The organism is Streptomyces sp. F63, from assembly GCF_018070345.1.
Classification (GTDB): Bacteria; Actinomycetota; Actinomycetes; order Streptomycetales; family Streptomycetaceae; genus Streptomyces.
In genome coordinates, this window is the sequence record NZ_JAGPXX010000013.1 from 1 (window position 1) to 24421 (window position 24421).

General features: G+C 74.8%; 19 protein-coding genes and 1 riboswitch. Of the genes, 7 read left to right on the forward strand and 12 right to left on the reverse strand.

Annotated elements, in window-relative coordinates; translation table 11 throughout:
* Positions 1-2337 (reverse strand): glycosyl hydrolase (locus tag KBZ10_RS15540; RefSeq protein WP_210988235.1); only part of this gene is annotated, 2337 nt, incomplete at its 3' end.
* A 443-nt stretch (positions 2338-2780) separates the two neighbouring features.
* Between KBZ10_RS15540 and KBZ10_RS15545 the strand changes: the two genes are divergently transcribed.
* Together KBZ10_RS15545 and KBZ10_RS15550 are read left to right on the forward strand one after the other, a co-directional pair.
* Positions 2781-4130 carry a class II 3-deoxy-7-phosphoheptulonate synthase gene (locus KBZ10_RS15545; protein WP_374223361.1) on the forward strand — a complete coding sequence of 450 codons (1350 nt, stop codon included), beginning with the start codon at positions 2781-2783 and terminating at the stop codon, positions 4128-4130.
* Positions 4131-4481: 351 nt separating this feature from the next.
* Positions 4482-5108: a sulfite oxidase-like oxidoreductase gene (locus KBZ10_RS15550; RefSeq protein WP_210988236.1), complete on the forward strand. Its 627-nt coding sequence runs from the start codon at positions 4482-4484 to the stop codon at positions 5106-5108.
* Positions 5109-5180: 72 nt separating this feature from the next.
* Here the strand turns inward: KBZ10_RS15550 and KBZ10_RS15555 are convergent, their stop codons facing one another.
* From KBZ10_RS15555 to thiO, 7 genes are all read right to left on the reverse strand, one after another.
* Positions 5181-6098, reverse strand: a complete 918-nt coding sequence (locus KBZ10_RS15555; RefSeq protein WP_210988237.1) for a deoxyribonuclease IV — start codon at positions 6096-6098, stop codon at positions 5181-5183.
* Between the two features lie 132 nt (positions 6099-6230).
* Positions 6231-7415, reverse strand: coding sequence for an SGNH/GDSL hydrolase family protein (locus KBZ10_RS15560; protein WP_210988238.1), 1185 nt, complete (start codon positions 7413-7415; stop codon positions 6231-6233).
* A 111-nt stretch (positions 7416-7526) separates the two neighbouring features.
* A complete protein-coding gene (locus tag KBZ10_RS15565) occupies positions 7527-8150 on the reverse strand; it encodes a TetR/AcrR family transcriptional regulator (RefSeq protein WP_210988239.1) in 624 nt (207 codons plus the stop codon).
* 334 nt (positions 8151-8484) lie between these two features.
* Complete coding sequence (gene pknB / locus KBZ10_RS15570; RefSeq protein WP_307847463.1) at positions 8485-10494, reverse strand: Stk1 family PASTA domain-containing Ser/Thr kinase; 2010 nt, start codon at positions 10492-10494, stop codon at positions 8485-8487.
* A 479-nt stretch (positions 10495-10973) separates the two neighbouring features.
* Entirely contained in the window at positions 10974-11849 is an 876-nt protein-coding gene (locus KBZ10_RS15575; protein WP_210988240.1) for a thiazole synthase, read from the reverse strand.
* Between the two features lie 3 nt (positions 11850-11852).
* Positions 11853-12095: a sulfur carrier protein ThiS gene (gene thiS, locus KBZ10_RS15580; RefSeq protein ID WP_210988241.1), complete on the reverse strand. Its 243-nt coding sequence runs from the start codon at positions 12093-12095 to the stop codon at positions 11853-11855.
* On the reverse strand, positions 12092-13360 hold the full coding sequence (gene thiO / locus KBZ10_RS15585; protein ID WP_210988242.1) for a glycine oxidase ThiO: 1269 nt from the start codon (positions 13358-13360) through the stop codon (positions 12092-12094). Before thiO ends, thiS begins: the two co-directional genes overlap by 4 nt.
* A riboswitch (TPP riboswitch) is annotated at positions 13351-13463 on the reverse strand. Its footprint overlaps the gene before it by 10 nt.
* 264 nt (positions 13464-13727) lie before the next feature.
* Here thiO and KBZ10_RS15590 point away from each other — a divergent pair.
* The 5 genes from KBZ10_RS15590 to KBZ10_RS15610 all read left to right on the forward strand — a co-directional run bounded on the left by KBZ10_RS15590 (position 13728) and on the right by KBZ10_RS15610 (position 18381).
* Positions 13728-14963 carry an FAD-dependent oxidoreductase gene (locus KBZ10_RS15590; protein WP_247702457.1) on the forward strand — a complete coding sequence of 412 codons (1236 nt, stop codon included), beginning with the start codon at positions 13728-13730 and terminating at the stop codon, positions 14961-14963.
* 69 nt (positions 14964-15032) lie between these two features.
* Positions 15033-15398 carry an Rv2175c family DNA-binding protein gene (locus KBZ10_RS15595; protein ID WP_030543004.1) on the forward strand — a complete coding sequence of 122 codons (366 nt, stop codon included), beginning with the start codon at positions 15033-15035 and terminating at the stop codon, positions 15396-15398.
* Between the two features lie 307 nt (positions 15399-15705).
* Positions 15706-16374, forward strand: a complete 669-nt coding sequence (gene thiE / locus KBZ10_RS15600) for a thiamine phosphate synthase (protein ID WP_210988244.1) — start codon at positions 15706-15708, stop codon at positions 16372-16374.
* A gap of 111 nt (positions 16375-16485) precedes the next feature.
* Positions 16486-17406, forward strand: a complete 921-nt coding sequence (gene metF, locus KBZ10_RS15605; protein WP_210988245.1) for a methylenetetrahydrofolate reductase [NAD(P)H] — start codon at positions 16486-16488, stop codon at positions 17404-17406.
* A 30-nt stretch (positions 17407-17436) separates the two neighbouring features.
* On the forward strand, positions 17437-18381 hold the full coding sequence (locus KBZ10_RS15610; protein ID WP_210988246.1) for a hypothetical protein: 945 nt from the start codon (positions 17437-17439) through the stop codon (positions 18379-18381).
* Positions 18382-18592: 211 nt separating this feature from the next.
* On the opposite strand, the gene KBZ10_RS15615 is transcribed toward KBZ10_RS15610, so the two are convergent.
* From KBZ10_RS15615 to KBZ10_RS15630, 4 genes are all read right to left on the reverse strand, one after another.
* Positions 18593-20149: an NAD(P)/FAD-dependent oxidoreductase gene (locus KBZ10_RS15615; protein WP_210988247.1), complete on the reverse strand. Its 1557-nt coding sequence runs from the start codon at positions 20147-20149 to the stop codon at positions 18593-18595.
* A 426-nt stretch (positions 20150-20575) separates the two neighbouring features.
* The gene (locus KBZ10_RS15620; RefSeq protein WP_210988248.1) at positions 20576-21202 is read right to left on the reverse strand and encodes a TetR/AcrR family transcriptional regulator; all 627 of its coding nucleotides are present in this window, start codon (positions 21200-21202) and stop codon (positions 20576-20578) included.
* A gap of 47 nt (positions 21203-21249) precedes the next feature.
* Positions 21250-23340, reverse strand: coding sequence for a YhgE/Pip family protein (locus tag KBZ10_RS15625; protein ID WP_210988249.1), 2091 nt, complete (start codon positions 23338-23340; stop codon positions 21250-21252).
* Positions 23312-24205 carry an ATP-binding cassette domain-containing protein gene (locus KBZ10_RS15630; RefSeq protein ID WP_210988250.1) on the reverse strand — a complete coding sequence of 298 codons (894 nt, stop codon included), beginning with the start codon at positions 24203-24205 and terminating at the stop codon, positions 23312-23314. Before KBZ10_RS15630 ends, KBZ10_RS15625 begins: the two co-directional genes overlap by 29 nt.
* Between the last annotated feature and the right edge of the window lie 216 nt (positions 24206-24421).

Here is a 24421-nt window from a genome sequence, read left to right on the forward strand (position 1 = left end):
GTCGGTGGGCGTGGGCTCCGGGTCGGTGGGGGTGGGGGTGGGGGTGGGGTCCGGGTCCTCGGGCAGCGGGGTGTCCGTGCCGTCGCCGGAGGCGGAGGAGTGGGCGGGGACGTTGAGGACCGCGCCGTCGGAGAAGGTGACCGTCCGATCGGAGCCGGTGTCGTTGCGGGCCGCGTAGGTGCGGCGGTCGCCCTTGGTGAACGCGGCGGCGGTGGGGCTGTCGGCGGTGACGGAGGTGTCGGGGGCCCCGATCGCGTCCAGCGTGGTGATCCAGTGGTAGGTGTGGGCCTTGGTCTCCCCCTCCTCCGGGGTGTAGGCGCCGCCGGTGGCGTCCCAGGCGGCCTTGGCCTTCGCCGGATCGGCCAGGGCCTGGAACTCCCACAGCAGATCGCGCCATTCCGTGGCCGGGCCGCCGTTCTCCTGCTCCATCTCGGCGATGCTGCGCCGGATGGCGTCCTTCTCGCGGGCCAGGTGGAGCGAACCGCCCGTCACGGGGAGGACGTTGATGCCGTGGATCTCCTCGGGGTTGGCGGTCCACCAGGTGGCGTAGGCGGCGCCGCTGCTCCACACCATGCCGACGATGTCGTGGGTGTAGTCGCCGGGGTAGACCTCCTCGTCGGCGTCGAACCAGTACTGGGCGATGGCCTCGGACTCCGTGGTGAGGAGGTGGACGCCCAGGTCGCGCAGCGCGGTGTCGCCGGTCGCCGAGCCCCACAGGACGAGACCGGCGCTGAGGTTGACCGACTCCGAGGAGGACTCCTGGTTGTTGCCGGCCGCGAAGGAGGCGTGTCCGGCGGCCCAGCTGTGCCCGGCGTAGACGTCGAAGCCGCGCAGGAAGGGGAACATGGCGTCGGTCCGGCTGGCGTTGGCGGTGTCCCGTACGAGCAGGTCCACCATGCCGCCCCAGGCGGAGTCCGCCGCCCACTCCGGGTCGTGCTGGGCGACGACGGCGGCCGCCAGCACGAAGTAGCCGTAGTGGAAGTGGTGGTCGTTGAGTTCCTTGTCGCTGCCGTAGGAGGCGGGGTAGCCGGTGAGGGTGCGCCAGTCCGCGTCGTAGGAGAACTCGGCCTCCCCGCCGGCGGTGAACCAGGCCTCCAGCCGCCCCTTGATCAGCTCCAGCAGCTTGTCCCGGGAAGCCGTCTCCCCCAGCTGGTCCGCGATCGGGACGAGCTGGGCGAGTTTGCCCAGGGCCTTGCCGGTCCAGTAGGTGTCCCGGGCTCCGTTGAACGGATCGCCGGAGTTCACGGCCTCGTCGAGGTAGCTCTTGAGGCGGGCGGTGTCGGGGCCGGAGGTCTTCGGCAGGCCGGGCAGGACGCCGGTCACCTGCTGCTCGGTGGTGAAGCTCCTCCCTTCGCGCACCTTCATGGTGCCGCGCGGCGAGACGTAGGTGTACGGGGTGAGCGCATCGGTGGTGTGCAGCCACTGGTGGCGGTAGAGGGCCTGGAGGGTGCCGGTCTCCGTGCCCTCCTTGGCGGTGGTGGTGAGGGTGTAGCCGGCGCGCACCGTGCCGGCTTTCTCGTCGTAGTCCCAGGTCGCCCTGGAGCCGGTGACGAAGCTGAAGGCGTAGGCGCGGTAGTCCGCCAGGGCGTCGGTGCCGGGCAGGACGGCCAGCGAGAAGTAGTCCTTGCCGCCGAGGCCGGCGCGGATGTCGTTCCCCGAGACCGTCCAGTCGCTGCCGGTGGGTGCGAAGAGGGCGTAGTGGTGGCCGGCGACGGTGACGCCGAGCACGTTGCCGTCGTCGGCGAAGACCTCGGGCGGGCCGGCGGTGGTGATCCGCGCGGCGCCGCCGCTGCCCTGGGCGTAGACGAACGGCATGCCGTGGCCGATGGTGGCGCGGAAGGTCCGGGAGCCGTCGGACCACTGGGGCGTGACGGTCCAGTCGCTCCAGTCGTGGGCCCTGGCGTCGGGGGAGTTCAGGCCGTCCAGACCGACGGTGAGATCCCGCTGGTGCGGGAACTCGTACTGGCGGCCGTCGCCGACGATCGCCGAGGCGGTGGGGTAGCCGACCTCCAGTCCGCCGGAGACCGCCTTGTACGTGAGGGGGTGGCCGTACATGTTCTCGGAGTACGGGTTGCTCGCGAAGCGCTGGAAGGCCAGGGAGGACCACCAGTCGTTGGTCGGCACGGGCCGGTCCGCGGCGGCGGCCGTGACCTTGGGGGTGACGGGGGCGCCGCTGTTGTTCTGCGGTCCCGCGGCGCCCGCCGGACGGGCGTCGCTGTAACTGCCCTGTCCGACGGGCACGGTGGCCGCGGCGGCGCTGTCCGCCCCCGCCACGGCGAGGCCCGTGGCGGCTAAGCCGGCGGCCGTGGTGACGGCCAGAAGTCTGCGAAGGTGCATGGACCCTCCTCTTTGAGAGCGCTCTCAAGAATGCCGTCAACGTAGAGACCTGTCGGTACACCGTCAATACTTGAAGCGATGCGGATCCCCTCCGGTCCCGGCCGGCTCCGGAGAGTGTGCCCGGCCCGCCCCGCCCGGCCGCGGAACGGCACCAGGTGAGGGCGGGCCCGGACGGCGGGGACGACGTCCGCCGGTGCGGCGGGCCGGCCGGCGGGGAAGGGCGGCATCCTTCGGCTTCTGGAGCCCCGGCGGCCCGCGACCGGCCCCCGCCCTCACCGCCCTACCGTTCGCGCGAACGGCGGCCCCCCCGGGGGGGGCGGGGGGCCGCGAGGCCGCGAGGGGGGCGGGAGGAGCCGGGGCGGCGTCGGCGGCGGGTGGTGCGGTGTGTCTCAGATTCCGGGCGCCGGGTGGGCGGCGGGGCGGACCGTCGTAGGGTTGACGCCGTGACCGTGAACGCTGAATCCACCGCCGGTGTCAACACCTGGCGAGACCTGCCCGCGGCGCAGCAGCCCGAGTGGCCCGACTCCGAGGCTCTGCGCGATGTGATCGCGGACCTCGAGTCCTATCCTCCGCTCGTCTTCGCCGGCGAGTGCGACCAGCTGCGGGCCCAGCTGGGTGCCGTCGCCAGGGGTGAGGCGTTCCTGCTCCAGGGCGGTGACTGCGCCGAGGCGTTCGACGCCGTGAGCGCGGACCAGATCCGCAACAAGCTGAAGACGCTCCTCCAGATGGGGGCCGTGCTCACCTACGCCGGATCCGTGCCGGTCGTGAAGGTGGGCCGGATCGCCGGCCAATACAGCAAGCCCCGGTCCAAGTCGACCGAGACCCGCGACGGAGTGACCCTGCCCTCGTACCGGGGCGATTCCGTCAACGGCTTCGAGTTCACCGAGAAGGCCCGCGTTCCGGACCCGGAGCGGCTCAAGCGGATGTACCACGCCTCCGCCTCGACGCTGAACCTCGTCCGCGCCTTCACCACGGGCGGCTACGCCGACCTGCGCCAGGTGCACGCCTGGAACCAGGACTTCGTGAAGAACTCCCCGTCCGGGCAGCGCTACGAGGCCCTGGCCCGGGAGATCGACCGGGCGCTGAACTTCATGAACGCCTGCGGCGCGGACCCGGAGGAGTTCCGGACCGTCGAGTTCTACTCCTCGCACGAGGCGCTGATCCTCGACTACGAGTCGGCGCTGACCCGCACCGACTCCCGGACGGGGCAGCTGTACGACGTCTCCGGCCACATGATCTGGATCGGCGAGCGGACCCGGCAGCTCGACGGGGCGCACATCGAGTTCGCCTCCCGGGTGCGCAACCCCGTCGGTGTGAAGCTCGGCCCGTCCACGACGCCGGAGGACGCGCTGGCGCTCATCGACCGGCTCGACCCGGACCGCGAGCCGGGCCGGCTGACCTTCATCACCCGGATGGGCGCGGACAAGGTCCGCGAGAAGCTCCCCAACCTGGTGGAGAAGGTCACCGCCTCCGGGGCCCAGGTGGTCTGGGCCTGCGACCCGATGCACGGCAACACCTTCGAGGCGGCCTCCGGCCACAAGACCCGCCGCTTCGACGACGTGCTCGACGAGGTCAAGGGCTTCTTCGAGGTCCACAAGGGCCTCGGCACCCACCCGGGCGGCATCCACATGGAGCTCACCGGCGACGACGTCACCGAGTGCGTCGGCGGCGGTCACGAGATCTTCGTGGACGACCTGCACCAGCGCTACGAGACGGCCTGCGACCCGCGGCTCAACCGCAGCCAGTCGCTGGACCTGGCGTTCCTGGTCGCGGAGATGTACCGGGAGCAGTGAGACGGAGCCGGCGGCGGTGAGCCGGGACCCGGGCGCGTCGCGGGACTTGCCGCCGGGCGGGTCTGCGGGCGCTTGACGTGCGTGAGGGGCGTGGATCACAGCGATCCGCGCCCCTCCGCGCCGGGTGCCTGTACGCGTCGCGGCCGGGGGCCGTGGCGGGGGCCGGGTGCGGTTCGGCGGGAGGTTCCCCGGCCGGTCCGCCCCGGTCGGCCGCCCCGGTCGGCCGCCCTGGTCGGGCGTCCGGTCTGGCGGCTGGAGAAATGGATCTGAACATCCGCATCGGTCCGCTTTCATCCTCTTCGTCCCCGCCCCGGTCACGATCCGCGGCCGGGGTCTGTCACCATGGACCTCATGGGTCAGCCGGAAAGCCGTGAAGGGGAACAGCCGGTCCTTCCTCCCGGCCAGCGGCTACAGCGCGGCTGGCCGGTGACCCACTACGGGCCGGTGCCCAAGTTCAGACCCGAGCGCTGGGAGTTCCGGATCTTCGGCGCCCTGGCCGACCCGGCCGGCAAGGACCGCTGGAACCACGAGGAATTCTCGGCGCTGCCCTACACGACGGTCACCGCCGATCTCCACTGCGTCACCAAGTTCTCCATGACGGGCGCGGAATGGGGCGGCGTGGCGGCCCGTACGATCCTGGAGCTCGCGCCGCCCGCTCCCGCCGTCACCCACGTCATGGCCTGGGCGGAGTACGGCTACAGCGCCAATATGCGGCTCTCCGACTTCGCCTCCGAGCGGACCGTTCTCGCCACGCACAAGGACGGCGAGCTGCTCACCGCCGAACACGGCTTCCCGGTGCGGCTGATCGTGCCGCACCTGTACGGCTGGAAAGGGCCGAAGTGGCTCCGGGGCATCGAGTACATGACGGCCGACCGCCGCGGCTTCTGGGAGGAACGGGGCTACCACAACCTCGGTGACCCCTGGCGCGAGCAGCGCTACTCCTACCAGGAGGAACCGGGCGAGGGCCCGGAGCTGTAGCCCCGCCGGCGGTGCCTTCGGGCGGTCCCGGCTCCGGCGCGTGGTGAGCCCGCCGTGCCGTCCCCGCCCCCGCTACGCGCCGGTGCCGCCGTCCCGGAGGGTCTTCAGCAGGGCCACGTCCGCCGCGTGCCCCTCCCGGCCGCCCGGGGTCTCGATGACCAGCGGTACGCCCTCGGACGCCGGGTGGGTGAACAACTCGCGGAACGGCTCCGCCCCGATGTGGCCCCTGCCGATGTTCTCGTGCCGGTCCTTGTGCGCGCCGGTGACGTCCTTGGAGTCATTGGCGTGGATCAGCTTGAGCCGGCCCGGACCGGTCGTCTCCACGAGCTCGTCCAGCAGGGCCTTGGCGCCGCCCGGTGCCGCCAGGTCGTGCCCGGCGGCGAAGGCGTGGCAGGTGTCCAGGCAGACGCCGAGCCGGGGGTGGCGGTCCAGCACGTCGAAGTACGGGCCCAGGTCCTCGGCGAGCGCGCAGAGCGAGGCACCCTGGCCGGCGGTCGGTTCCAGCAGCAGCCACGGATCGTCGTCGTGCGTCAGCTCGTCCAGCAGCGGCAGCACCCGTTGCCGTACCTGCGCGAGGGCCGTGGCGCGGTCCCGTCCGCCGGTGGCCGAGCCGGTGTGGACGACGACGCCCAGCGCGCCGATCGCCCGGCCGCGCCGGAGCGAATGCCGCAGGGACTCCGCGGAGCGTTCGGCGGTCGCCTCCGTGTGCGAGCCGAAGTTGATGAGATAGGGCGCATGGACGTACGCGGGCAGCGCCTCGGCGGCGCATGCGGTGCGGAACGCCTCGTCCTGCGCCGGGGAGCCGGCCGGGGTCGCCCAGCCGCGGGGATTGGCCACGAACACCTGCACGGACTCGGCGCCGATCTCCCGGGCGTAGGCCAGCCCCTTGGCGGCGAGCCCGCCGGCCACGGGGACATGGCTGCCGACGGGGTTCCGGGCGCGGGCGGGGGAGTGGGCCGGGCCGGGGGCGGGGACGTACGGGGCGCTCACCACTCCAGGGTGCCAGGCGGCCGCGGCGGACGGGCGGCCGGGCGGCCGCAAGGGCGCGGGCTCCCTGCGACGCGGCAGCGCGGCTCGCGCGGCACCGCCTCCGGGTCCCGGATCCGGGCGGTGAGCGGCGGTTCACACCTCCGGCGCGGAGAACGGGCCGCCGGGGCCGAAGACGAGGGCGGCGAAGCGTTCGCCGATGCGGCGGTGCGTGGCGGCGTCCGGGTGGAGCTCGTCGGGCAGGGGCAGTTCGGCGGAGTCCGCCTCTCCGTACAGCTCGCGGCCGTCGAGGTGGTGCAGATGCGGGTCGTCGGCGGCCCGCTGCTCGACGAGGCGGCTCAGTTCCTCCCGGATGATCCCCAGGGTCAGCTTTCCCGCGGCGCGCTCGGCGGGGTCGCCCGTGGCCCGGAAGCGGAGCCTCCCCTCCGCGAGGCGGTCGAAGTCCGGCGCGCTCGGGCCGGGGGTGTCCTCGTGGATGGGGCACAGGACGGGGGAGACGACGAGCAGCGGGACGGTGGGACGGCCCTCGCGGATGGTGTCGAGGAAGCCGTGCACCGCGGGGCCGAAGGCGCGGAGCCGCATCAGGTCGGCGTTGACGATGTTGATGCCGATCTTGACGCTGATCAGGTCCGCCGGAGTGTCGCGCAGGGCGCGGGCGGTGAACGGATCGAGCAGGGCGCCGCCGCCCAGGCCCAGGTTGACCAGGTCCACGCCGCCGAGCGAGGCGGCCAGGGCCGGCCAGGTGGTGGTCGGGCTCGCGGCGTCGGAGCCGTGGCTGATCGAACTCCCGTGGTGCAGCCACACGCGGCGGCCCCCGGCGGGCAGCGGCTCGACGGGGGCGTCGGTGCGCAGGGCGAGGAGTTCGGTGGTCTCGTTGTGCGGCAGCCAGATCTCGACGTCCTTGACGACGCCGGGCAGGCCGGCGAAGCGGACGGTGCCGGGCGGGCCGGGCCGCTTCTCGGCGGTCCCGGCGGCCATGTCGATGAGCAGGGTGTTCCCGCCCGTCACCCTTCCCTGCCCGGCCGGGCGGCCGTCGACGAGCAGGTCGTACGGACCGTCCGGCCGGGGCGGGGCGCCCTTGTACACCCGCTTGGTGGGCAGCGTGTCCAGCTCCACCGCGGTGGCCCGGGTGCGGAACACCAGCCGTACGCCCGAGGGCTGCGACTCGGCCAGGGCCAGCTGTCCGTCGGCGCACTGGGCGCGGGCCCGGGCGGGCAGCCGGTGCGGCAGCAGACCGTGCTCGGTGCGCTCCAGGTCGAGGGCGCCGCGCAGGAGATCCGCGGTGATGGGGGTGGCGATCGGGAGGTGCTCGGTGGACATGGCCTGCCTCGCTGGGTGTGGGATGCGGATGGCCGGGCTTCGCGGGGTGCCGGGTCGGCAGCGGTCTCCCGGCAGGTCTCCGGCGGAGACCACACGGGCCGGGGCGCCGGGTCAGGCTGTGGACGGGGACGCGGACCGGTGCGTGGACGGGGGACCGGAGGGGGCCGGGGGTGCGGGCCAGTTCCGCAGCAGGGCGTCGAGGGCGTCCAGGATCCTCGGCCAGGTCTCCTCGGTGCCGGGGGCGCTGTGGCTGAACGCTCCCGCCGTCTCCAGGGTGACGTAGCCGTGGAAGACGCTGCCCAGCAGCCGGACCGCGTGCGTCCGGTCCGGCTCCGTCAGGTCGTAGCCGCGCAGAATCGCCCGGGTCATCGCGGAGTGCCGGCCGCCGGCACTGGCCGCCGCCGTCTCCGGGTCGAGCCTCAGCCGGGCCGCGGCGTAGCGGCCGGGGTGCTCCCGGGCGTAGTCGCGGTAGACGTCCGCCAGGGCGGTCAGGGCGTCCTTCCCGGCCCGCCCGGCGAGGGCGGCGGCGCCCCGGTCGGCGAGTTCCTCCAGGGCGAGGAGGGTGATCCGGGTCCGGAGGTCCCGGGAGTTCCTCACGTGCGAGTACAGGCTCGCCACCTTGACGCCGAACCGCCGGGCGAGGGCCGAGAGGGTCACCTGGTCGAGTCCGGCCTCGTCGGCCAGCTCCGCTCCGGCCCGGGTCAGCCGTTCCGCGGTCAGTCCCGCGCGTGCCACTGCCGCACCTCCTGTTCGCTGAAGTCACTATGCAGAAACCTAATGCCATTAGGCAAATCCGCGAATTGCGCAGGAAGCTGCTGACCGAGTGGAGATCCGTGCCGCGTTGGTGACCGCACGGGAGTGAAACGACGCGTCTGGCCGCTCCGCTGCCGCGGGTGGCGGCGCCCCGCACGGCGCCTCGGAGTCCTCGGGCGTCCGGGACCGGCGCTTCCCGCCGCGCCCACCTCGTCACCGAGCCGGACGGCCGCCCGCGCGCCGCCGCGCCGCGCCGCACTGCCGGGACGCGCCCGCCCCCCGCGGCCGGCCGGTCCCCCGCACGACCGCGGCCGCCCTAGCGCACGCGGAGCGTGATCGTGCTGCCCTTCGGGGCCTCGTCGCCCGGGTCGACCGACTGGTCGAAGACCGTGTCGCCGAAGAAGAACCGGCGGACCTTCACCTCGAAGCCCAGTTCCTCCAGTTGGCGCCGCGCGTCCCCGGCGTCCTCGCCCTCGACGTCCGGAACCGTGATCATCTCCGGGCCCCGGGACAGGGTGAGCGTGACCGTGTCCCCCTGCGCCAGGGTGGCCCCCTCGGCGGGTGACTGCTCGGCCACCGCACCCTTCTCCTCCTCGGAGAAGACCCGCTTCGGGGCGATCCTCACCTTGAGACCCGCGTCCTCCAGCGTCTGCCGGGCGTCGCCCGCCGGTTCGCCGGTCACGTCGGGGGTCTCCACGGGCTCGCCCCGGGAGACGGTGAGGGCGACGGCCGTGTCGGGCTTCCGTTCGGTGCCGGCCTCCGGGCTGGTGCGGACCACCGCGCCGCGGGCCACCGTGTCGTGGAAGGTGTCGGTGACCACGCCGGGCACCAGGCCCAGCTCCTTGAGCCGGTCCTTCGCCTTGCCCAGCGGTACGCCCTTCAGATCCGGGACCTCCACCACGTCCGGGCCCCTGGAGACGAGGAGAGTGACCGTGCGGGTGTCGCGGATGCGGGCGCCGCGCTCCGGATCGGTGCTGATGACACGGCCGCGCTCCACGACATCGCTGAAGCCCTCCCGCACCTCGACGTCCAGCCCGGCCGAGCGCAGGGTCTTCTCGGCCGCCGCCCGGGTCTCGCCCAGCACGCCCGGGACCCGCGTGAACTGGCCCGAGTTGATGTACCAGACCCCCAGGACGCTCCCCAGCAGCAGTAGCCCGGCCGTGATCAGCGGCAGCAGCCGGCGGCGCCGCAGCGCGCGGCCGGCGGGCGCGGTGGGAACGGCGGAGGAGCCGGGCCCCGGAGCTTCCGGCGGCACCTCCAGCCGGCTGGTGCGCTCCAGGCCGTCCTCGCGGTGCAGGGCGGTGGTGCTCTCGTACGGCTCGCCGCGCGCCCCGCCGCGGTGGGCCGGGGAAGCCGCCGCGGCGCGGGTACGGGGCAGGACGCTCGTACGATCCTCGCTGCCGGCGGCCGCGGGCGTCAGCGCCCGCGGCGGCACGGCGTCCAGCTCCGCCCCGGTGAGCCCGGCGCGCACCTCGCGGACCGCCGCGAGCATCGAGGCCGCGTCGGCCGGGCGCGCGCCGGGGGCGCGTGCGGTGGCGTCGCACACCAGGCGGTCCAGCCCGGGGGCCAGACCGGGCACGGCGGCCGACGGCGGCGGCACGTCCTCGTGAAGGTGCTGGTAGAGCACCTGGGCGGGGGAACCGCCGGCGTGCGGCTTGGCGCCGGTCAGCATCTCGTACAGCACGATGCCGCAGGCGTAGACGTCGACGCGGGCGTCGGCGGTGCCGTGCTCGATCTGCTCGGGTGCGAGATACGAGACGGTGCCGAGCAGGGTGCCGGGGGAGGCGGTGGTGTCGGTGTCCACGGCGCGCACCAGGCCGAAGTCGGCGACCTTGACCCGGCCGTCGTCGCCGATCAGGACGTTCTCCGGCTTCATGTCGCGGTGGACGAGCCCGCCGAGGTGCGCGGCGCCGAGCGCGGCGAGGACGGGCTCCAGGATGTCCAGCGCGGCCCGGGGACGCAGGGCGCCGCGCTCGCGCAGCACGTCGCGCAGGGTGCACCCGGCGACGTACTCCATGGCGAGGAAGACGTGGCTGCCGTCGTCGCCCTGGTCGTACACCCCGACGACGTTGGGGTGGTCCAGCCGCGCCACGGCCTTCGCCTCGCGGATGAAGCGCTCCACGAAGGAGGCGTCGGCCGCGAGCCCGGGGTGCATCACCTTGAGCGCGAGCACCCGGTCGAGCCGGGTGTCGAGGCCCCGGTAGACGGTGGCCATGCCGCCGGTGGCGATCCGCGCGTCGATCCGGTAGCGGCCGTCGAGCACCTGCCCGACCAGGGGGTCCTCCCGGCGCGGGCCGGACGAGGGGTCCTGCAGGGTCGTATCCACGCTGGTGAGTCTACGAGCCGGGGCGCGCGGTGCGGAGCGTCCCCGGCGCCCTTATGGCCGTACCGCTACCCGAATGTGACAGCGGGTGGGAAACGCACCGGCGGTACGCGCCGCGGGCGTGCACCGGCCGTGCCGGGGGCGGCTGTTGGGGCGTACGGGCCGGGAGCGCCGACACGCGCGGACGGAGGGGGGCCAACGCGGGGCGGCGCCGGGAGGGAGGCGGGGCCGGCGTGAGAACGGTCACAGCCTCCGGGACGTCCGGGCCGGCACGGCGGCGGTGCCGGTGGAGCCCCGCGGTGCCGGAGCCCCGCGGTGCCGCGGGGCTCCGGCACCGGGGACGCGCGGCGGGAACCGCGCCGGGGATCCCGCCGGCCGGCGCGCCGCGCCCCCGTACGCGGGCTTCGCCGCGTCTGCCCGCCGCTGCCCGTCGGCCCCGTCCGGCCTGTCCCGCCCCCCGGCCCGGCCGCGGTGTCCTCGCGTCAGCCGAAGGCCGGGCGCTCCGGATCCAGGACGGCGCGGCCCTCGGCGGGCGAGGACGCCTCGGCGAAATGGCGGCGCGGGATACGGCCCGCGCGGTGCGCCAGCCGTCCCGCCTCCACGGCGTGCCGCATGGCCCGCGCCATCAGCACCGGCTCCTGGGCGCGGGTCACCGCCGAGGCGAGCATCACGGCGGCGCAGCCCAGCTCCATGGCCAGGGCCGCGTCGGAGGCCGTGCCCGCGCCCGCGTCGAGGATGACGGGCACCCCGGCCCGTTCGGTGATCAACTGGAAGTTGTGCGGGTTGCGGATGCCGAGCCCGGAGCCGATGGGCGAGCCCAGCGGCATGATCGCGGCACAGCCCGCCTCCTCCAGCCTGCGCGCCAGCACCGGGTCGTCGTTGGTGTAGGGCAGGACGACGAAGCCGTCGTCGACCAGGGTCTCGGCGGCGTCCAGCAGTCCGACGGGATCGGGCAGCAGGGTGCGCTCGTCGGCGACGACCTCCAGCTTCACCCAGTCCGTGCCGAGCGCCTCACGGGCGAGGCGGGCGGTGAGGACCGCTTCCCCGGCGGTGAAGCAGCCGGCGGTGTTGGGCAGGGCACGGATGCCGAGCCGGTCCAGGACGGACAGGACGGAGCCCTGCACGGTCGGATCCAGCCGGCGCATTGCCACGGTCGTCAGCTCGGTGCCGGAGGCGGCGAGGGCCCGCTCCAGGACGTCCAGGCTGGAGGCGCCGCCGGTGCCCATGATCAGCCGGGAGGTGAACGGGACCCCCGCGACGACCAGCGGGTCGGCGGCGGGCGTGTACGCGGGCGGGGAGCCGGACGCGTGAGCGGGTGCGGCCGGGGCGGAGCCGCCGTGCACGGTGGTGTCGGCCATGGGTCAGCCTCCCTGGACGGCGGTGAGGATCTCGACGCGGTCGCCGTCGCTCAGCCGGACGGCGGGCCAGTCACCGCGCGGGACGACGGCTTCGTTGACGGCGGCGGCGACTCCCGTACGGGCTTGCGTGAAGCCGTCGACGAGCCGGTCCAGCGTGGTGCCGGCGGGCAGGTCCCGGGGCGCCCCGTTGACGGACACGGTCACGCGGCCGCCTGTGCCGGTGGTGGCGTCGGTGCCGGCGGTCATGCGGGCTGATCCTGCCGTGCGGAAGCGGGGGCCGTGGTGCCGGTGGCCGCCGTCCCGCCCGCGAACCGCAGCGGCGAGAAGGCACGGGCCTCCTCCGGCAGCGCACCCGTGGTCAGCGCCTCGGCCATCGCGTCCCCGGTGACCGGGGTGAGCAGCACGCCGTTGCGGTGGTGGCCCGTCGCCAGATGCAGGCCGGGCAGCGCGGACGGGCCGAGCAGCGGGGCGTTGTCGGGCGAGCAGGGGCGCAGTCCCGCACGGGTCTCGGTCAGCGGCAGTTCGGTCAGACCGGGCACCAGCTCGTGGGCGTCGCGCAGCAGTTCGTACACCCCGCCCGCGGTGACGGTGGTGTCCCAGCCGAGTTCCTCGCTGGTCGCGCCGATCACCAGTTCGCCGTTCTCCCGCGGCACCAGATAGACCTGCCCGCCGCGCACCACGGCCCGTACGGTCCGCGAGAGGAAGGGCGCGTACCGCTCCGGCACCCGCAGCCGCAGCACCTGTCCCTTGACCGGCCGCACGGGCGGCAGCACCTCCCGCGGCACGCCCGGCAGCCGCCCGCTCGTGCTTCCGGCCGCCAGCACGGTCAGCCCCGCCGCGACGGCCGTGCCGTCGCCCAGGACGGCCCCGGTCGCGCGGTCCGCCGATACGGACAGCCGTTCGGCGCGCTGCCGGTGGAAGACGACCCCCGCGCGTTCGCAGGCGCGCACTAGGGCTGCCGCCAGCCGGCGCGGATCGCACTGGTGGTCGCCGTCCACCCGCAGACCCCCGCGCACCCCGGGAGCGAGCATGGGCTCCAGGCGCCGGCACTCGCGGCCCGTCAGCCACTGCGCGTCCAGTCCCGACGCCAGTTGCAGGGCGTGCAGTTCGCGCAGATGGGCGCGGTCGTCGGCGTCCAGGGCGACGGCGAGGGTGCCGCAGGCCCGGTACCCGATGTCCTGGCCGCTCGCCTCCGCCAGTTCCGCCGCGAACGCCGGGTAGCGCGCGGCGGAGGCCAGGTTGAGACCGAGCAGTGTCTGCTCGCCGTAGTGGAGTTCGGTGACGGCGGCCAGCATCCCGGCCGCCACCTGCGCGGCACCGCCGCCCGGCGCGGGGTCGGCGACGGCGGTGTCCAGACCGCGCTGGGCCGCCCGCCAGGCGGTGACCAGGCCGATGACCCCGCCCCCGACGACCAGTACGTCATGGGTGCGCCGGGTGGATCCCCGCCCGGCTCCGGCCGCTTGACCCTCCCCGCCGCCGTGCGCGTCCCGCGGTGATGGGTGCGTGCGCATCCAGCTCCTCCCTTCGCCGGCATGACCCGGATCAGGTTCGTACGGTCGGAGGCGGTCCGGCCTCCCTCTCAGCCCGGTCCTCCGGGCTCCCGCGAGTGCTCTGTGACCGCCAGCCTAACGCCACCGCGCCGAGCGGTGTAAAGGCCCGGCTCCCGTGGGGTTCCGCCACCGCTCGCGGCCGCGCCGCGGCCCGGAGGGCCTCTCGGTACGGCCCGTTCACCCCGCGGACGGGTCCTCGTGTCCGCACCGGCCGGGTGTCCGGCCCCGGGGAGGTGCCCGCCCGCGGTGCCCTCGGCGGCAGCCCTAGAGTGAACGCGTGAGCGAGGACAGACGGACAGCGGAACGAGTCGTGATCGTCGGCGCGGGCATGGCGGGAGCGCGGACGGCGGTCGCGCTCCGGGAGGAGGGCTGGCCGGGTGCCGTGACCCTCCTCGGCGCCGAGGCCCACCAGCCGTACGACCGGCCGCCGTTGTCGAAGGCACTGCTCCAGGCCGCCCCGCACGGCGGCAACCCGGGCGCGGCCGGGGCCGCCGGGGACGGCGCGGCCGCGGCCGCCGGTCCGGCCGGAGCCACCGGCCTCGGCATCGACTTCGCCGCCCTGGACGTCGAACTGCTCCTCGGCCACTCGGCGAACGCGCTCCGCGCCGCCGACCGGCTGGTCGTCGCCGGGGACACCGCGCTCCCGTACGACCACCTCGTCATCGCCACCGGCGCCGATGCCGTCGGCCTCCCCGGCAGCGAGACCACACCCGGTGTGCACGTCCTGCGCACCCTCGACGACGCCGAACGGCTGCGCCCGGTGCTCGCCGCCGGCCGCCCGGTCGTCATCGTCGGCGCGGGCTGGATCGGCGCCGAACTCACCACCGCCGCACGCGAGGCCGGCTGCCCCGTCACCGTCGTCGAGGCCACCGCCCGCCCCCTGTCCGGCGCCCTCCCGGCCGAGGTGACCGCTCCCATGGCCGGCTGGTACGAGGAGGCCGGCGCCCGCCTCCTCACCGGCACCCGCGTCGCCGCCGTCGAGCCCGGCGGCGTCCTCCTCGGGGACGGCAGCCGCCTCCGCGCGGACGCCGTCGTCGTCGGCATCGGCGCCCGGCCCGCCACCGGCTGGCTGGGCGGTTCCGGCGTAGAGCTCTGCGCGGACGGCTCCGTACGGGCCGACGAACGGCTGCGCACCTCGCTGCCGGACGTCTACGCGGTCGGCGACTGCGCCTCCTTCCCCTCCGCCCGCTACGGGGAACGGCTGCTCATCCACCACTGGGACAACGCCTTCCGCGGACCGGCCACCGTGGCCGCGCACATCGCGCGCTGCGCCGAGGAGACCCCCGTGTACGACCCGGTGCCGTACTTCTGGTCGGAGCAGTTCGGCCGCTTCCTGCAGTACGCGGGGCACCACTCCGGTGGAGAGCGCCTGGTGTGGCGCGGTGACCCGGCGGGTGTCTCCTGGTCGGTCTGCTGGCTGCGGGACGGGGTGCTGACCGCCCTGCTCGCCGTGGGCCGGCCGCGCGACCTGGCACAGGGCCGCCGGCTGATCGAGCGGGCGGCGCGTCTCGACCCGGAGCGGGCCGCCGACCCCTCCGTGCCGCTGAAGTCGGCCGCCGTCTGAGCGGGTGGGCGCGCCCACCCGGCGGCGCCGCGCTTTCCGGCTGTCGGTGCCGGATGGCACGCTGGACCCGTGACCGAGATTGACACGAAGACCGAAGCGCTCGTCTCCGACTGGCTCACCCTCCCCGACGTCGCCGAACGCCTCGGCGTCGAGGTGACCCGCGTCCGGCAGCTGGTCAAGGAGGGCCAGCTGATCGCGGTGCGCCGTGGCGAGAACCGCGTGCTCCAGGTGCCCGCCGCCTTCATCGGCGACGGCAAGGTGATCAAGGGCCTCGTCGGAACGCTGACGCTCCTGCGGGACGACGGCTTCACCGACGAGGAAATGCTGGAATGGCTCTTCACCCCGGATCCCAGCCTGCCCGGCACACCGGCCCAGGCCCTGGGCGAGAACCGCGGTACGGAGGTGAAGCGCCGCGCCCAGGCGCTCGCCGTCTGACCCGGCCGGGACCGGAACGCACCGGCCGCCCCGCCGGTGGGCCGGCGCGGCCCGCCGTGCGGGAAGCGCCCGGCCTGCCGGGCGGCGCCCCGCGGAGGCTCTCCAGCGGGCCCGTCCTGAGCCGTCCGGGCCCGCGCACGCCCGGACGGCGGGAGGGGGCCGCGCCGGCGGCCGGCCGGCGGCCCGTACCGTACGCATCACCGGGTGCGCGCCGGCGCGTCCGCACCCCGCAGGACCCGAACAACCGCAACGGCGTGCGGACCCGGAGGACCCCGGGTCCGTACGCCGACGACACGGGGGGACCACCATGGCCCGTGCCCACGCCCATGACCGGGCCGCCGCGCAGCTCGCCGCCGCCCGGCTCTATCTGTGCACCGACGCCCGCACCCGCCAGGGCGATCTGCCCGCCTTCCTCGACGCGGTGCTCTCCTCCGGCGTGGACATCGTGCAGCTGCGCGACAAGGGCATCGAGGCCCGCGAGGAGCTGGAGCATCTGGACGTGATGGCCGATGCCTGCCGCCGTCACGGCGCGCTGCTCGCCGTCAACGACCGTGCCGACATCGCCCACGCCGCGGGCGCCGACATCCTCCACCTCGGCCAGGGCGACCTGCCCGTCCCCGCTGCCCGCGCCGTCCTCGGCGACGGCCCGCTGATCGGCCGGTCCACCCACTCCGCGGCCGAGGCCACCGCGGCGGCCACCGAGCCGGGCGCCGACTACTTCTGCACCGGCCCCTGCTGGCCGACCCCGACCAAGCCCGGACGGCCCGCCCCCGGCCTGGACCTGGTCCGCTCCACCGCGGCGCTCGGCACCGGCCGCCCGTGGTTCGCCATCGGCGGGATCGACGCGGGCAATCTGGAGGAGGTGCTGGACGCGGGCGCCCGGCGGGTCGTGGTGGTCCGCGCCATCACGGAGGCCTCTGATCCGGCCGCGGCCACCGCGGACCTCGCCCGCAGGCTGCGGGAACGCCCGCTCTGACCGGAGGGGACGCCCGCTTCCGCCCGGGCCGTCCGCCCTTCCCGGGCCGGACCGGTGTCCGCTTGCTGGACAGGGCTGGGGGCGGCCGCGCCGGCTGGTTAACCTGCCGGTATGGCCCTTGGCATCCCCTCCACCCGGACGGATCACGCCCGCACCGTGCGCGACCTCCTCGCATCCGGCGCGCAGTCGTACTCGTTCGAGTTCGCCGCCCCCAAGACGGAGAAGGGTGAGCGGACGCTGTGGAACGCCATCCGGCGGATCGAGGCCGTCGCCCCCACCTTCGTCTCCGTGACGTACGGCGCGGGCGGCTCCTCGCGTGAGGGAACCGTGCGGGCCACCGAGCGGATCGCCACCGAGACCACGCTCACGCCCGTCGCCCACCTCACCGCGGTGAACCACTCCGTCGCCGAGCTCCGCAACGTCATCGGCAGCTACGCCGGCGCCGGCATCCGGAACATGCTCGCGCTCCGCGGCGACCCGCCCGGCGACCCGATGGGCGAGTGGGTCCCACACCCCCAGGGGGTCCGGTACGCCGCCGACCTGGTCCGGCTGATCAAGGAGTCCGGCGACTTCTGCGTGGGCGTCGCGGCCTTCCCCGAGATGCACCCGCGGTCCCCCGACTGGGAGAGCGACATACGGCACTTCGTCGACAAGTGCCGGGCCGGCGCCGACTTCGCCATCACCCAGATGTTCTTCTACCCCGAGGACTATCTGCGGCTGCGCGACCGGGTGGCCGCGGCCGGCTGCGAGACCCCGATCATCCCCGAGATCATGCCGGTCACCAACGTCCGGCAGATCGAGAGATTCGCCCAGCTCAGCAACGCGGCCTTCCCTCCGGAGCTGGCCGAGCGGATCCTCGCGGTCAAAGATGACGCCGCCGCTGTACGCTCCATTGGGATCGAATACGCCACGGAGCTGTGCGCGCGGTTGATGGGAGAGGGCATCCCGGGGTTGCACTTCATCACCCTGAACCACTCGACGGCGACGCTGGAGATCTACGAGAATCTGGGGCTGCACCAGCGGCCCCGATGACGGCCGAAAGCAGCGGAAGCGGGGCGGCACATGGGCTGGACAGTCCTCTACATCGCGTTCGGGGTCGTCGCCCTCTGGCTTCTCGGTGAAGTGCTGCTGCAGTACAAGGCGCGGCTGCGCTGGCGGCTTCTCGCGTTCGCGGGCTTCTCCTGCGTGGTCGTCGGCGTCCTGCTCATCCCCTCCGTGGTCCTGATCGGGATCGGGGCGATGGCCTTCGCTATCGGGCAGACGTTCGTCACGCTCTCCTTCCGGCGAGGCTTCTCCACCGGGTGGGCCATCGGCGGCAAACCGGGCGCGAGTAAGCGCCGCAAGGGCGACCCCGGCCGGCGGTCGGAGCCCACGCTGGAGGTCTCGGACCTCGAAGCGGTGCCCGAGGGCGGGGAGTTCCCGGACGACGGTGCGTTCCCCGACGACACGCGCCGGCAGCCGGAGCCGGAGATGGAGCCGGAGATGGAGCCCACGGTCTACCGGCCGGAGCCGCTGCCCGACGACACGGGTGAGTACGGCCTCTACGGCGACACCCGCTACGGCGATCCCGGAGGCGACACCGGCCGGGGCGGCTACGGAGAGTACGCCGGCTACGACGACGGCTACGGCACCTATGTCGGAACGGGCGCCGCCGCGGGGCAGGCGGACGGGCGGACCGGCTACGGCCAGGGCATGTACGACCAGGCGGCGCAGTACGGCGGCTACTCCGACCCGTACTCCCACCAGGGGTACGGCCAGGACGGCGGGGCGTACGGAGGAGCCGACCCCTACACCGGCGCGCCGTACCAGGCGGCGGACCCGTACTCGGCGGACCCGTACGCGCAGCCGTACTCCGAGACCCCGCCCGGCGGCGTGTGGGTGCCACAGCAGCGCGACGGCGGAGCGCCCCTTCCCCCCGAGGAGGCGCCGGCGGACCAGCAGTCCTACCCGTACCAGGCGCCCCCCGGCTACAACAGTGGCTTCGACGAGCAGCAGTACCGCTACTGATCCGGCCGGAGCCTGACCCGGACCCGGACCCGGAGCCCGGCTCCGCGTCCGGAACGCGCGCCCTCTCCCGCACCCGGGGTCCGGGGCCGACCACGCGGACACGGCCGCTGCCGCTCGCCCGGCCGCCCACCGGTACGGCTCGGCCCGGGCCGCTCGGCGCGGAGCCGGGGCCCCGCCCCACCGCGCTGTCGCGGCGGACGGCGCCGCGCCGTCAGTGCGAGCCGCGCCAGTCGTCGCCGTTCACGATCAGGCCCGCGACCAGCGCGCCCGACATCCCGGTGTGGGCGAGCCCGCCCCCGGGATGAGCCGAACCGCCCGCCAGGTACAGACCCTCCACACCGGCGCGGTTGCCGGCGTGCAGGAAGGCCCCGCCGGCGCCCGCCAGCGCGGGGCCCGGCACCGAACCCCCGGGCGCCCCCGTCTCGCGCTCCGTGTCGGCCGGTGTCCGGATCTCGCGCCACAGCACCCGGCTCTCCAGATCCAGCCCGGCCTTGCCCGCGGCGGCCAGGACGGCGTCGGCGAACCGCTCGGCCCGGTCCCCGGCGGTCCAGTCGAGGGTGCCCTCCGCCGCGGTCTCCCCGGAGGCGTGCGGCGGGACGGTCACCGACAGCACCGCGGTCTCATGGCGGCCGTCCGGCAGCAGCCCGGGATCGCCGGGGCGCAGCACCGTCACCGTCGGCCGGTCGCAGAGACGTGCGAAGTCCCCGGCCAGGCCGGCCCGTTCGGCCTCCGGGTCGGCGGCGTGGAGCACCGTGCGGTGTGCCGTGCCCTCCGGGCGGGCGCCGCGCAGCGCCAGCAGCAGACCGAACCGGCCGTGGCCGGGCGGGCCGGAGGAGGGCCGCGGCGGGGACGGCGCGCCCGCCTCCGGCGGCAGCAGGCCGCCGTACAGCAGCCGGACATCGACGCCGGAGACCACCACCTCGGCCTCCACCCGCCTGCCGTCCGCCGTCTCCAGTCCGGCCGCCCGCCCGTCCTCCACGAGGACGCCCGTCACCTCGGCGCCGAAGGTGAACTCCACGCCCCGCGCGCGGCAGCGCTCGTACAGCGCCTCCGCCAGCGCCCGCATCCCGCCCCGCACGTACCAGCTGCCGAAGGTGTGCTCCAGATACGGCAGGACGGCCGCGCTCGCGGGCACGGTACCCGGATCGAAGCCGTGGGCCAGGGCGTGGCTCTCCAGGAGGGCGGCCAGCCGCGGGTCGCGCAGTTCCCGCCGGGCGAGCTCGGCGAGGCTGCGGGGCGGCCGCGCCCGCCGGAGGCCGAACAGCCCCCGGCCGGCCCGGGACGGCGGACGGGGTCCGCGCTCCGGGGCCGCCGTGCCGCCGTGCGGCAGCGGCTCCTCCAGCAGTGGGCGCCTCGTGGCCTCCCAGGTCTCCCGGGCCCGGCCCAGCAGCCCGCTCCAGCGCTCGCCGGCGCCCGCGCCGAGCGCCGCGTCGAGGGCCCGGACCACACCGGCCCGGGAGGCGGCCGGCAGGGAGAGGTCCGTGCCGTCCGCGAACAGATGCCGACTCGCCGGATCGACCTGGCTCAGCCCGACGCACGACTCCAGCGGCTCCTTGCCCGTCTTGAGGAACAAGTCCCGGAAGACGGCGGGCAGATGGAGCAGCCCCGGCCCGGTGTCGAAGCCGAATCCGTCGCGTTCGAAGCGGCGGACGGCGCCGCCGTACGTCTCCGCGCGCTCGTACACCGCCACCCGGTGGCCTGCCGCGGCCAGCCGGGCGGCGGCCGCCATCGCGCCCGTGCCGGCGCCGATCACCGCAATCCGTGCCATGGGCGAGACCTTAGCCGGGGGTTCCGACAGCCGTGCCCGGTGCCCCGTCCATCCCTCCGGCCGGGGCCCTTCGACGGGGCGCGGGAACGCCACCGCGCCGCTCGTGAGCATGTGGCGCGCGGTCTGAGTATCCGTACCCAGACGGCGGATGAGTAGCCGCGCGGATGGGACGGGACGGCCGGGGACGGAAGAGTGAGGGGCACGGAAGGGGAGCCCGCCGGCACCGCCGGCACGGGGCGGCGGAACGGCGCGGCACCCCGGAACGGCCCGGAGGAGCACCACGGGGGAGCTCGTCCGGGCGGCACGGGGGATCCCCGGGCACGGGGATACGGGGAACGCTGCCCCGGTGTGGTGCGACGGGGGATCGCACCACGCCGGGGCAGCGCCCTTCCGCACGCCCGCGCCCCGCGGCGCGCGCCCGCCGGCTCACTCGCGCGGTGCGCACCGCGCGCCGCCGACGCGCCCCTGCAGCAACCGGGACAGCGCGGCGTGGACGTCGTCGAGGGTTCGCTCCGGCTGGAACGCCTTCCAGTCGAGTGCCGCCACCAGCACCATTCCGACCAGGGCCGCCGCCGTCAGCTGGACGTCGACCTCGCGGCTCACCTCCCCGCGCTCCACGGCCTCCCGGATCACCGTCTCGACCACCGCGACCGCCTGCTGCCGCAGCACCAGCAGGGTGTCCTGCCAGGCCCGGTTGGTGCGCCACAGTTCGGCCACGTACAGCTGGGTGAAGGCCGGGTAGCGGTCGATGAAGGCCAGCCCGGCGCGCACCATGGCGTCCAGCGCGTCCACCCGGCTGCCACCGCGCCCCGCGGTCTCGTCCGCGGCCCGCTGGAGCGAGGCGGTGAGCAAGCCCACCCCGTGCCGGAGCAGTTCCTCGAACAGCTCGGTCTTGCTGGCGAAGTTGTAGTAGACGGTGCCTTTGGCCACCCCGGCGCGCTCGGCGATCTCCTCCACCGTGGTGGCCGAGAAGCCCTGCTCCGCGATGAGCGTGACGGCCGCCTCGTAGAGCCTGGTACGGGTGGCCCGACGGCGGGTGCTCGTGCTCTCCATGCCGGTGATTCTCCTGGTTACCGGGCGGTCTACCGACTGGTCGGGCATCACAGGCTCAGCTCCGGGTGCAGCCGGTCCACCGTCCACACCTGGCGGCGCCGGGCCGCCCAGGCGGTGAGCGCCAGCGCGCCGAGGGTGTACGCGGCCAGTACCGCGCTGCCCTGCCAGACCGGTTCCAGCCCGCCGCCGGTGATCAGCCGGCGCAGCCCTTCGACGACATGGGTCATCGGCAGGAAGGGATGGACGGCGTTGAAGAAGCCGGGGCTGGTCTGGACGGGGTAGGTGCCGCCCGCGGAGGTCAGCTGCAGCATCAGCAGCGCCAGTACGAGGATGCGGCCGGCCGGGCCGAAGCGCGCGTTCAGCCACTGGACGACGGCCGCGAAGCACACGGTGGTCAGCAGCAGGAAGCCCATGGTGCCCGCCGCCCGTGCCACCCGCAGCCCGAGTCCCCAGTGGAGCACGGACATCAGAGCGGCCGTCTGCAGGACCCCCAGGGCCGCGACGGGCAGCCAGCCGGCGACCGCGATGCGCCAGGAGGAGGCGCCCGTGGCCAGAGCGCGCCGGTTGAGCGGCTGGATCAGCATGTAGGCGACCATGGCGCCCACCCAGAGGGAGAGCGGGATGAAGTAGGGGGCGAAGCCCGTGCCGTAGTTCGGCGCCGTGTGCAGCGAGCGGTTGGCGAGCTGGACCGGGTCGGCCATGACCTCCGTCCGGGCGTCGCGCTCGTCGCGGTCGTAGTCCGGGATCTTCCGGGCGCCGTCGTGCAGGCCGCCGGCCAGCTTCTCCGATCCGTCCGCCAGCCGGAACAGGCCGCCGTCCAGGTCGTCGGCCCCGTCGGAGAGCTTGGTGATCCCCCGGTCGAGGCGCTCGGAGCCCTTCTTGGCGCCGGCCAGGCCGGTGTGCAGCGAGTGTGCGCCCCGGGCGACCTTCTTCGCGCCCGCGTCCAGCTTCTCGATGTCGGTGACGGCGGTGTCGACGTCCTTCCAGAGACCCGGGGCCCTCCGCTCCAGCGTCCGGGCGTGCCGCTGCACGGAGGCCAGCTTCTTGTCCAGCCGGTCCAGTTCGCCGTTCTCGTTCCGCACGAGGGAGTCGATGGTCTCCGCCGCGTCCGCCGCCTTCCGGGCGGCCCCGGCGGCCTTCTCCAACCGCGGGCAGGCGTCGTCGGGCGTGAGGGTTCGCTCGCAGCGTTCCCTGTGGTCGGCCGCGAGGAAGTCGGCGGCCTCGCGGCTCTCCTCGGCCAGCGCGGCCGCGGTGGTGGGGGAGGGGAGATCACCGAGGTGGCCGCGGACGGTTGCGGCGGTGTCGGCGACCAGGCCGGCGGTGCGCCCGATCTCGTCCCCGTGCTCCTTGAGGAAGGGGACCACACGGCCCATCCGTTCCGCCTCGGCGGCGAGCTTCCCGGTGCCCTCGGCCACACCGGCGGCGCCGGAGTCCAGGCGCCGGGAGCCGTCGTGCAGCTTCCGCAGACCGGTGCTGAGGTCGCCGATGCCCTTCTCGGCCCTGGTCAGGCCGTCGGCGATGTCCGTGGCGCCCCGGTGTGCCCGGCCCACGCCCTCGTCCACCTTGTCGGCGCCCTCGGCGGCCTTCTCGGTGGCCCCGTGGATGTCGGAGAAGGAGAGGAAGATCTTGTCCAGATAGGAGCGGGCGGTGTCCGCCGACGCCGCGGAGCGGACCTCGGCGAAAACCGTTCTGGAGATCTGCCCGACGACGTAGTTGTTGGCGTCGTTGGTGCGCACCCGGAGCGCGCCGCTCACCGGGCGCTCCCCGCCCGAGCCGGAGGCGAGGCGTTCGCTGAAGTCCGCCGGCACGGAGAGCGAGAGATAGTAGCGGCCGCTCTCCACGCCTGCGCGGGCCTCGGCGGCGCTGACCTCGTGCCACTCGAACGTGTGACTGTCACGGAGCCCGTCGGCGATCCGGTCCCCCGCGGCGAACCGCTCACCCCCGGCGGTGGCGCCGCGGTCGGCGTTGACCAGGGCGGCCGGCACCTTGTCGAGCCGGCCGTACGGATCCCAGAACGACCAGAGGTAGAGCGCTCCGTAGAGCAGCGGCAGCAGGAGGAGGGCGGCGAGCGCCGCCCGCGGCATCCGGCCCCGGCCGAAGCGCCGCAGCTCAAGCGCGGCCAGTCGCGGCGAGCGCATCCGCCACCCCTTTCCCGTCCGTTTTCCCGTCCGTTTTCCCGTCCGTCACGTCCGCCGTCCGGTCCGTGGGCTCTGTCATCCGGTCCGTGGAGTCCGCCCGAGCGCCGGGGGGCCCGTCGGGCCCGTCGTCCGCGGCAGCGTCCGCTGCGGTGGTGCGGACGACGACGGAGCCGGGCGGAGCCTGGCTGCACACGGCGAGGACGGTGGTCCCCGCCGCGGCCACCCCCGTCAGCAGCTCCCAGACGGCGGCCCGTTCCTCGCCGTGCAGTTTGAGATCGGTGTCATCGACGGCCAGCAGCCGCGGCCTGCCGATGAGCCCGAGTGCGACCGAGAGCCGCAGTGACTCCAGCCGCTCCAGGTCCCGCACTGTCGTACGGGAGCCCTTGGGCAGGGTCTCGGGCGCCAGTCCGGCGCCCTCCAGGGCTGTCTCGACCCGCTGCCGCAGGTCCGCCGCACGTGCCGCGCGGGAGCGCAGCAGTTCCCGGGGTGGAGTGCCGAACCGGCGTTCCATCAGGGCGCGTTCCCGCAGATGTTCGGCGACCGTCAGGGACGGTTCGAGTTCGGAGACGCCCGGGACCGGGCCCAGGGCGCTGATCCGTCGCACGGCGGCCATGTGCCCGCGCCGGGTCCCGCGCCCGGCCGGCAGCCGGAGCCCGGCGACCTCCGCGTGGCCGCTGTGAGCCCGCATCCGCCCGGTCAGGGCGAGCAGCAGGCAGGTACGGCCCGTGCCGGACGGGCCCTCGACGGCGACGAGCGCCCCCGGCTCCGCCGTGACGGCGATGTCGCGGAAGGCCCAGCCGCGGGGTCCCCGCAGGCCGAACCCCGTGGCCGAGACCGCCGCTCCCCGTGGGGTGGTGTCCTTCACCCTCGTGTCCCCTCTCGCGTTCCCGCCGCCCGTGGGCGGCACGGCAACGTCTTATGGACTGACTGGTCAGTTCAAAAATAGCGGCAGTGGATCCGAGGCACGCGGCGGGGGTGCCCGTCCGGCGGGGCCGGGCCCCGGTTCCGCCGGACCGGACGAACAGGGGCCGGGGCGGGAAGGCGCGGAAAGCGGTTGGTTGGCGAGAAAACCGCAGGTCAG

Excerpts from the sequence above, each read along its gene's own strand:
- KBZ10_RS15550 (WP_210988236.1), top strand. The coding sequence starts at position 4,482 with ATGGGTCAGCCGGAAAGCCGTGAAGGGGAACAGCCGGTCCTTCCTCCC.
- KBZ10_RS15560 (WP_210988238.1), bottom strand. The coding sequence starts at position 7,415 with ATGTCCACCGAGCACCTCCCGATCGCCACCCCCATCACCGCGGATCTC.
- KBZ10_RS15575 (WP_210988240.1), bottom strand. The coding sequence starts at position 11,849 with ATGGCCGACACCACCGTGCACGGCGGCTCCGCCCCGGCCGCACCCGCT.
- thiS (WP_210988241.1), bottom strand. The coding sequence starts at position 12,095 with ATGACCGCCGGCACCGACGCCACCACCGGCACAGGCGGCCGCGTGACC.
- thiO (WP_210988242.1), bottom strand. The coding sequence starts at position 13,360 with ATGCGCACGCACCCATCACCGCGGGACGCGCACGGCGGCGGGGAGGGT.
- KBZ10_RS15590 (WP_247702457.1), top strand. The coding sequence starts at position 13,728 with ATGGCGGGAGCGCGGACGGCGGTCGCGCTCCGGGAGGAGGGCTGGCCG.
- thiE (WP_210988244.1), top strand. The coding sequence starts at position 15,706 with ATGGCCCGTGCCCACGCCCATGACCGGGCCGCCGCGCAGCTCGCCGCC.
- metF (WP_210988245.1), top strand. The coding sequence starts at position 16,486 with ATGGCCCTTGGCATCCCCTCCACCCGGACGGATCACGCCCGCACCGTG.
- KBZ10_RS15610 (WP_210988246.1), top strand. The coding sequence starts at position 17,437 with ATGGGCTGGACAGTCCTCTACATCGCGTTCGGGGTCGTCGCCCTCTGG.
- KBZ10_RS15615 (WP_210988247.1), bottom strand. The coding sequence starts at position 20,149 with ATGGCACGGATTGCGGTGATCGGCGCCGGCACGGGCGCGATGGCGGCC.
- KBZ10_RS15620 (WP_210988248.1), bottom strand. The coding sequence starts at position 21,202 with ATGGAGAGCACGAGCACCCGCCGTCGGGCCACCCGTACCAGGCTCTAC.
- KBZ10_RS15625 (WP_210988249.1), bottom strand. The coding sequence starts at position 23,340 with ATGCGCTCGCCGCGACTGGCCGCGCTTGAGCTGCGGCGCTTCGGCCGG.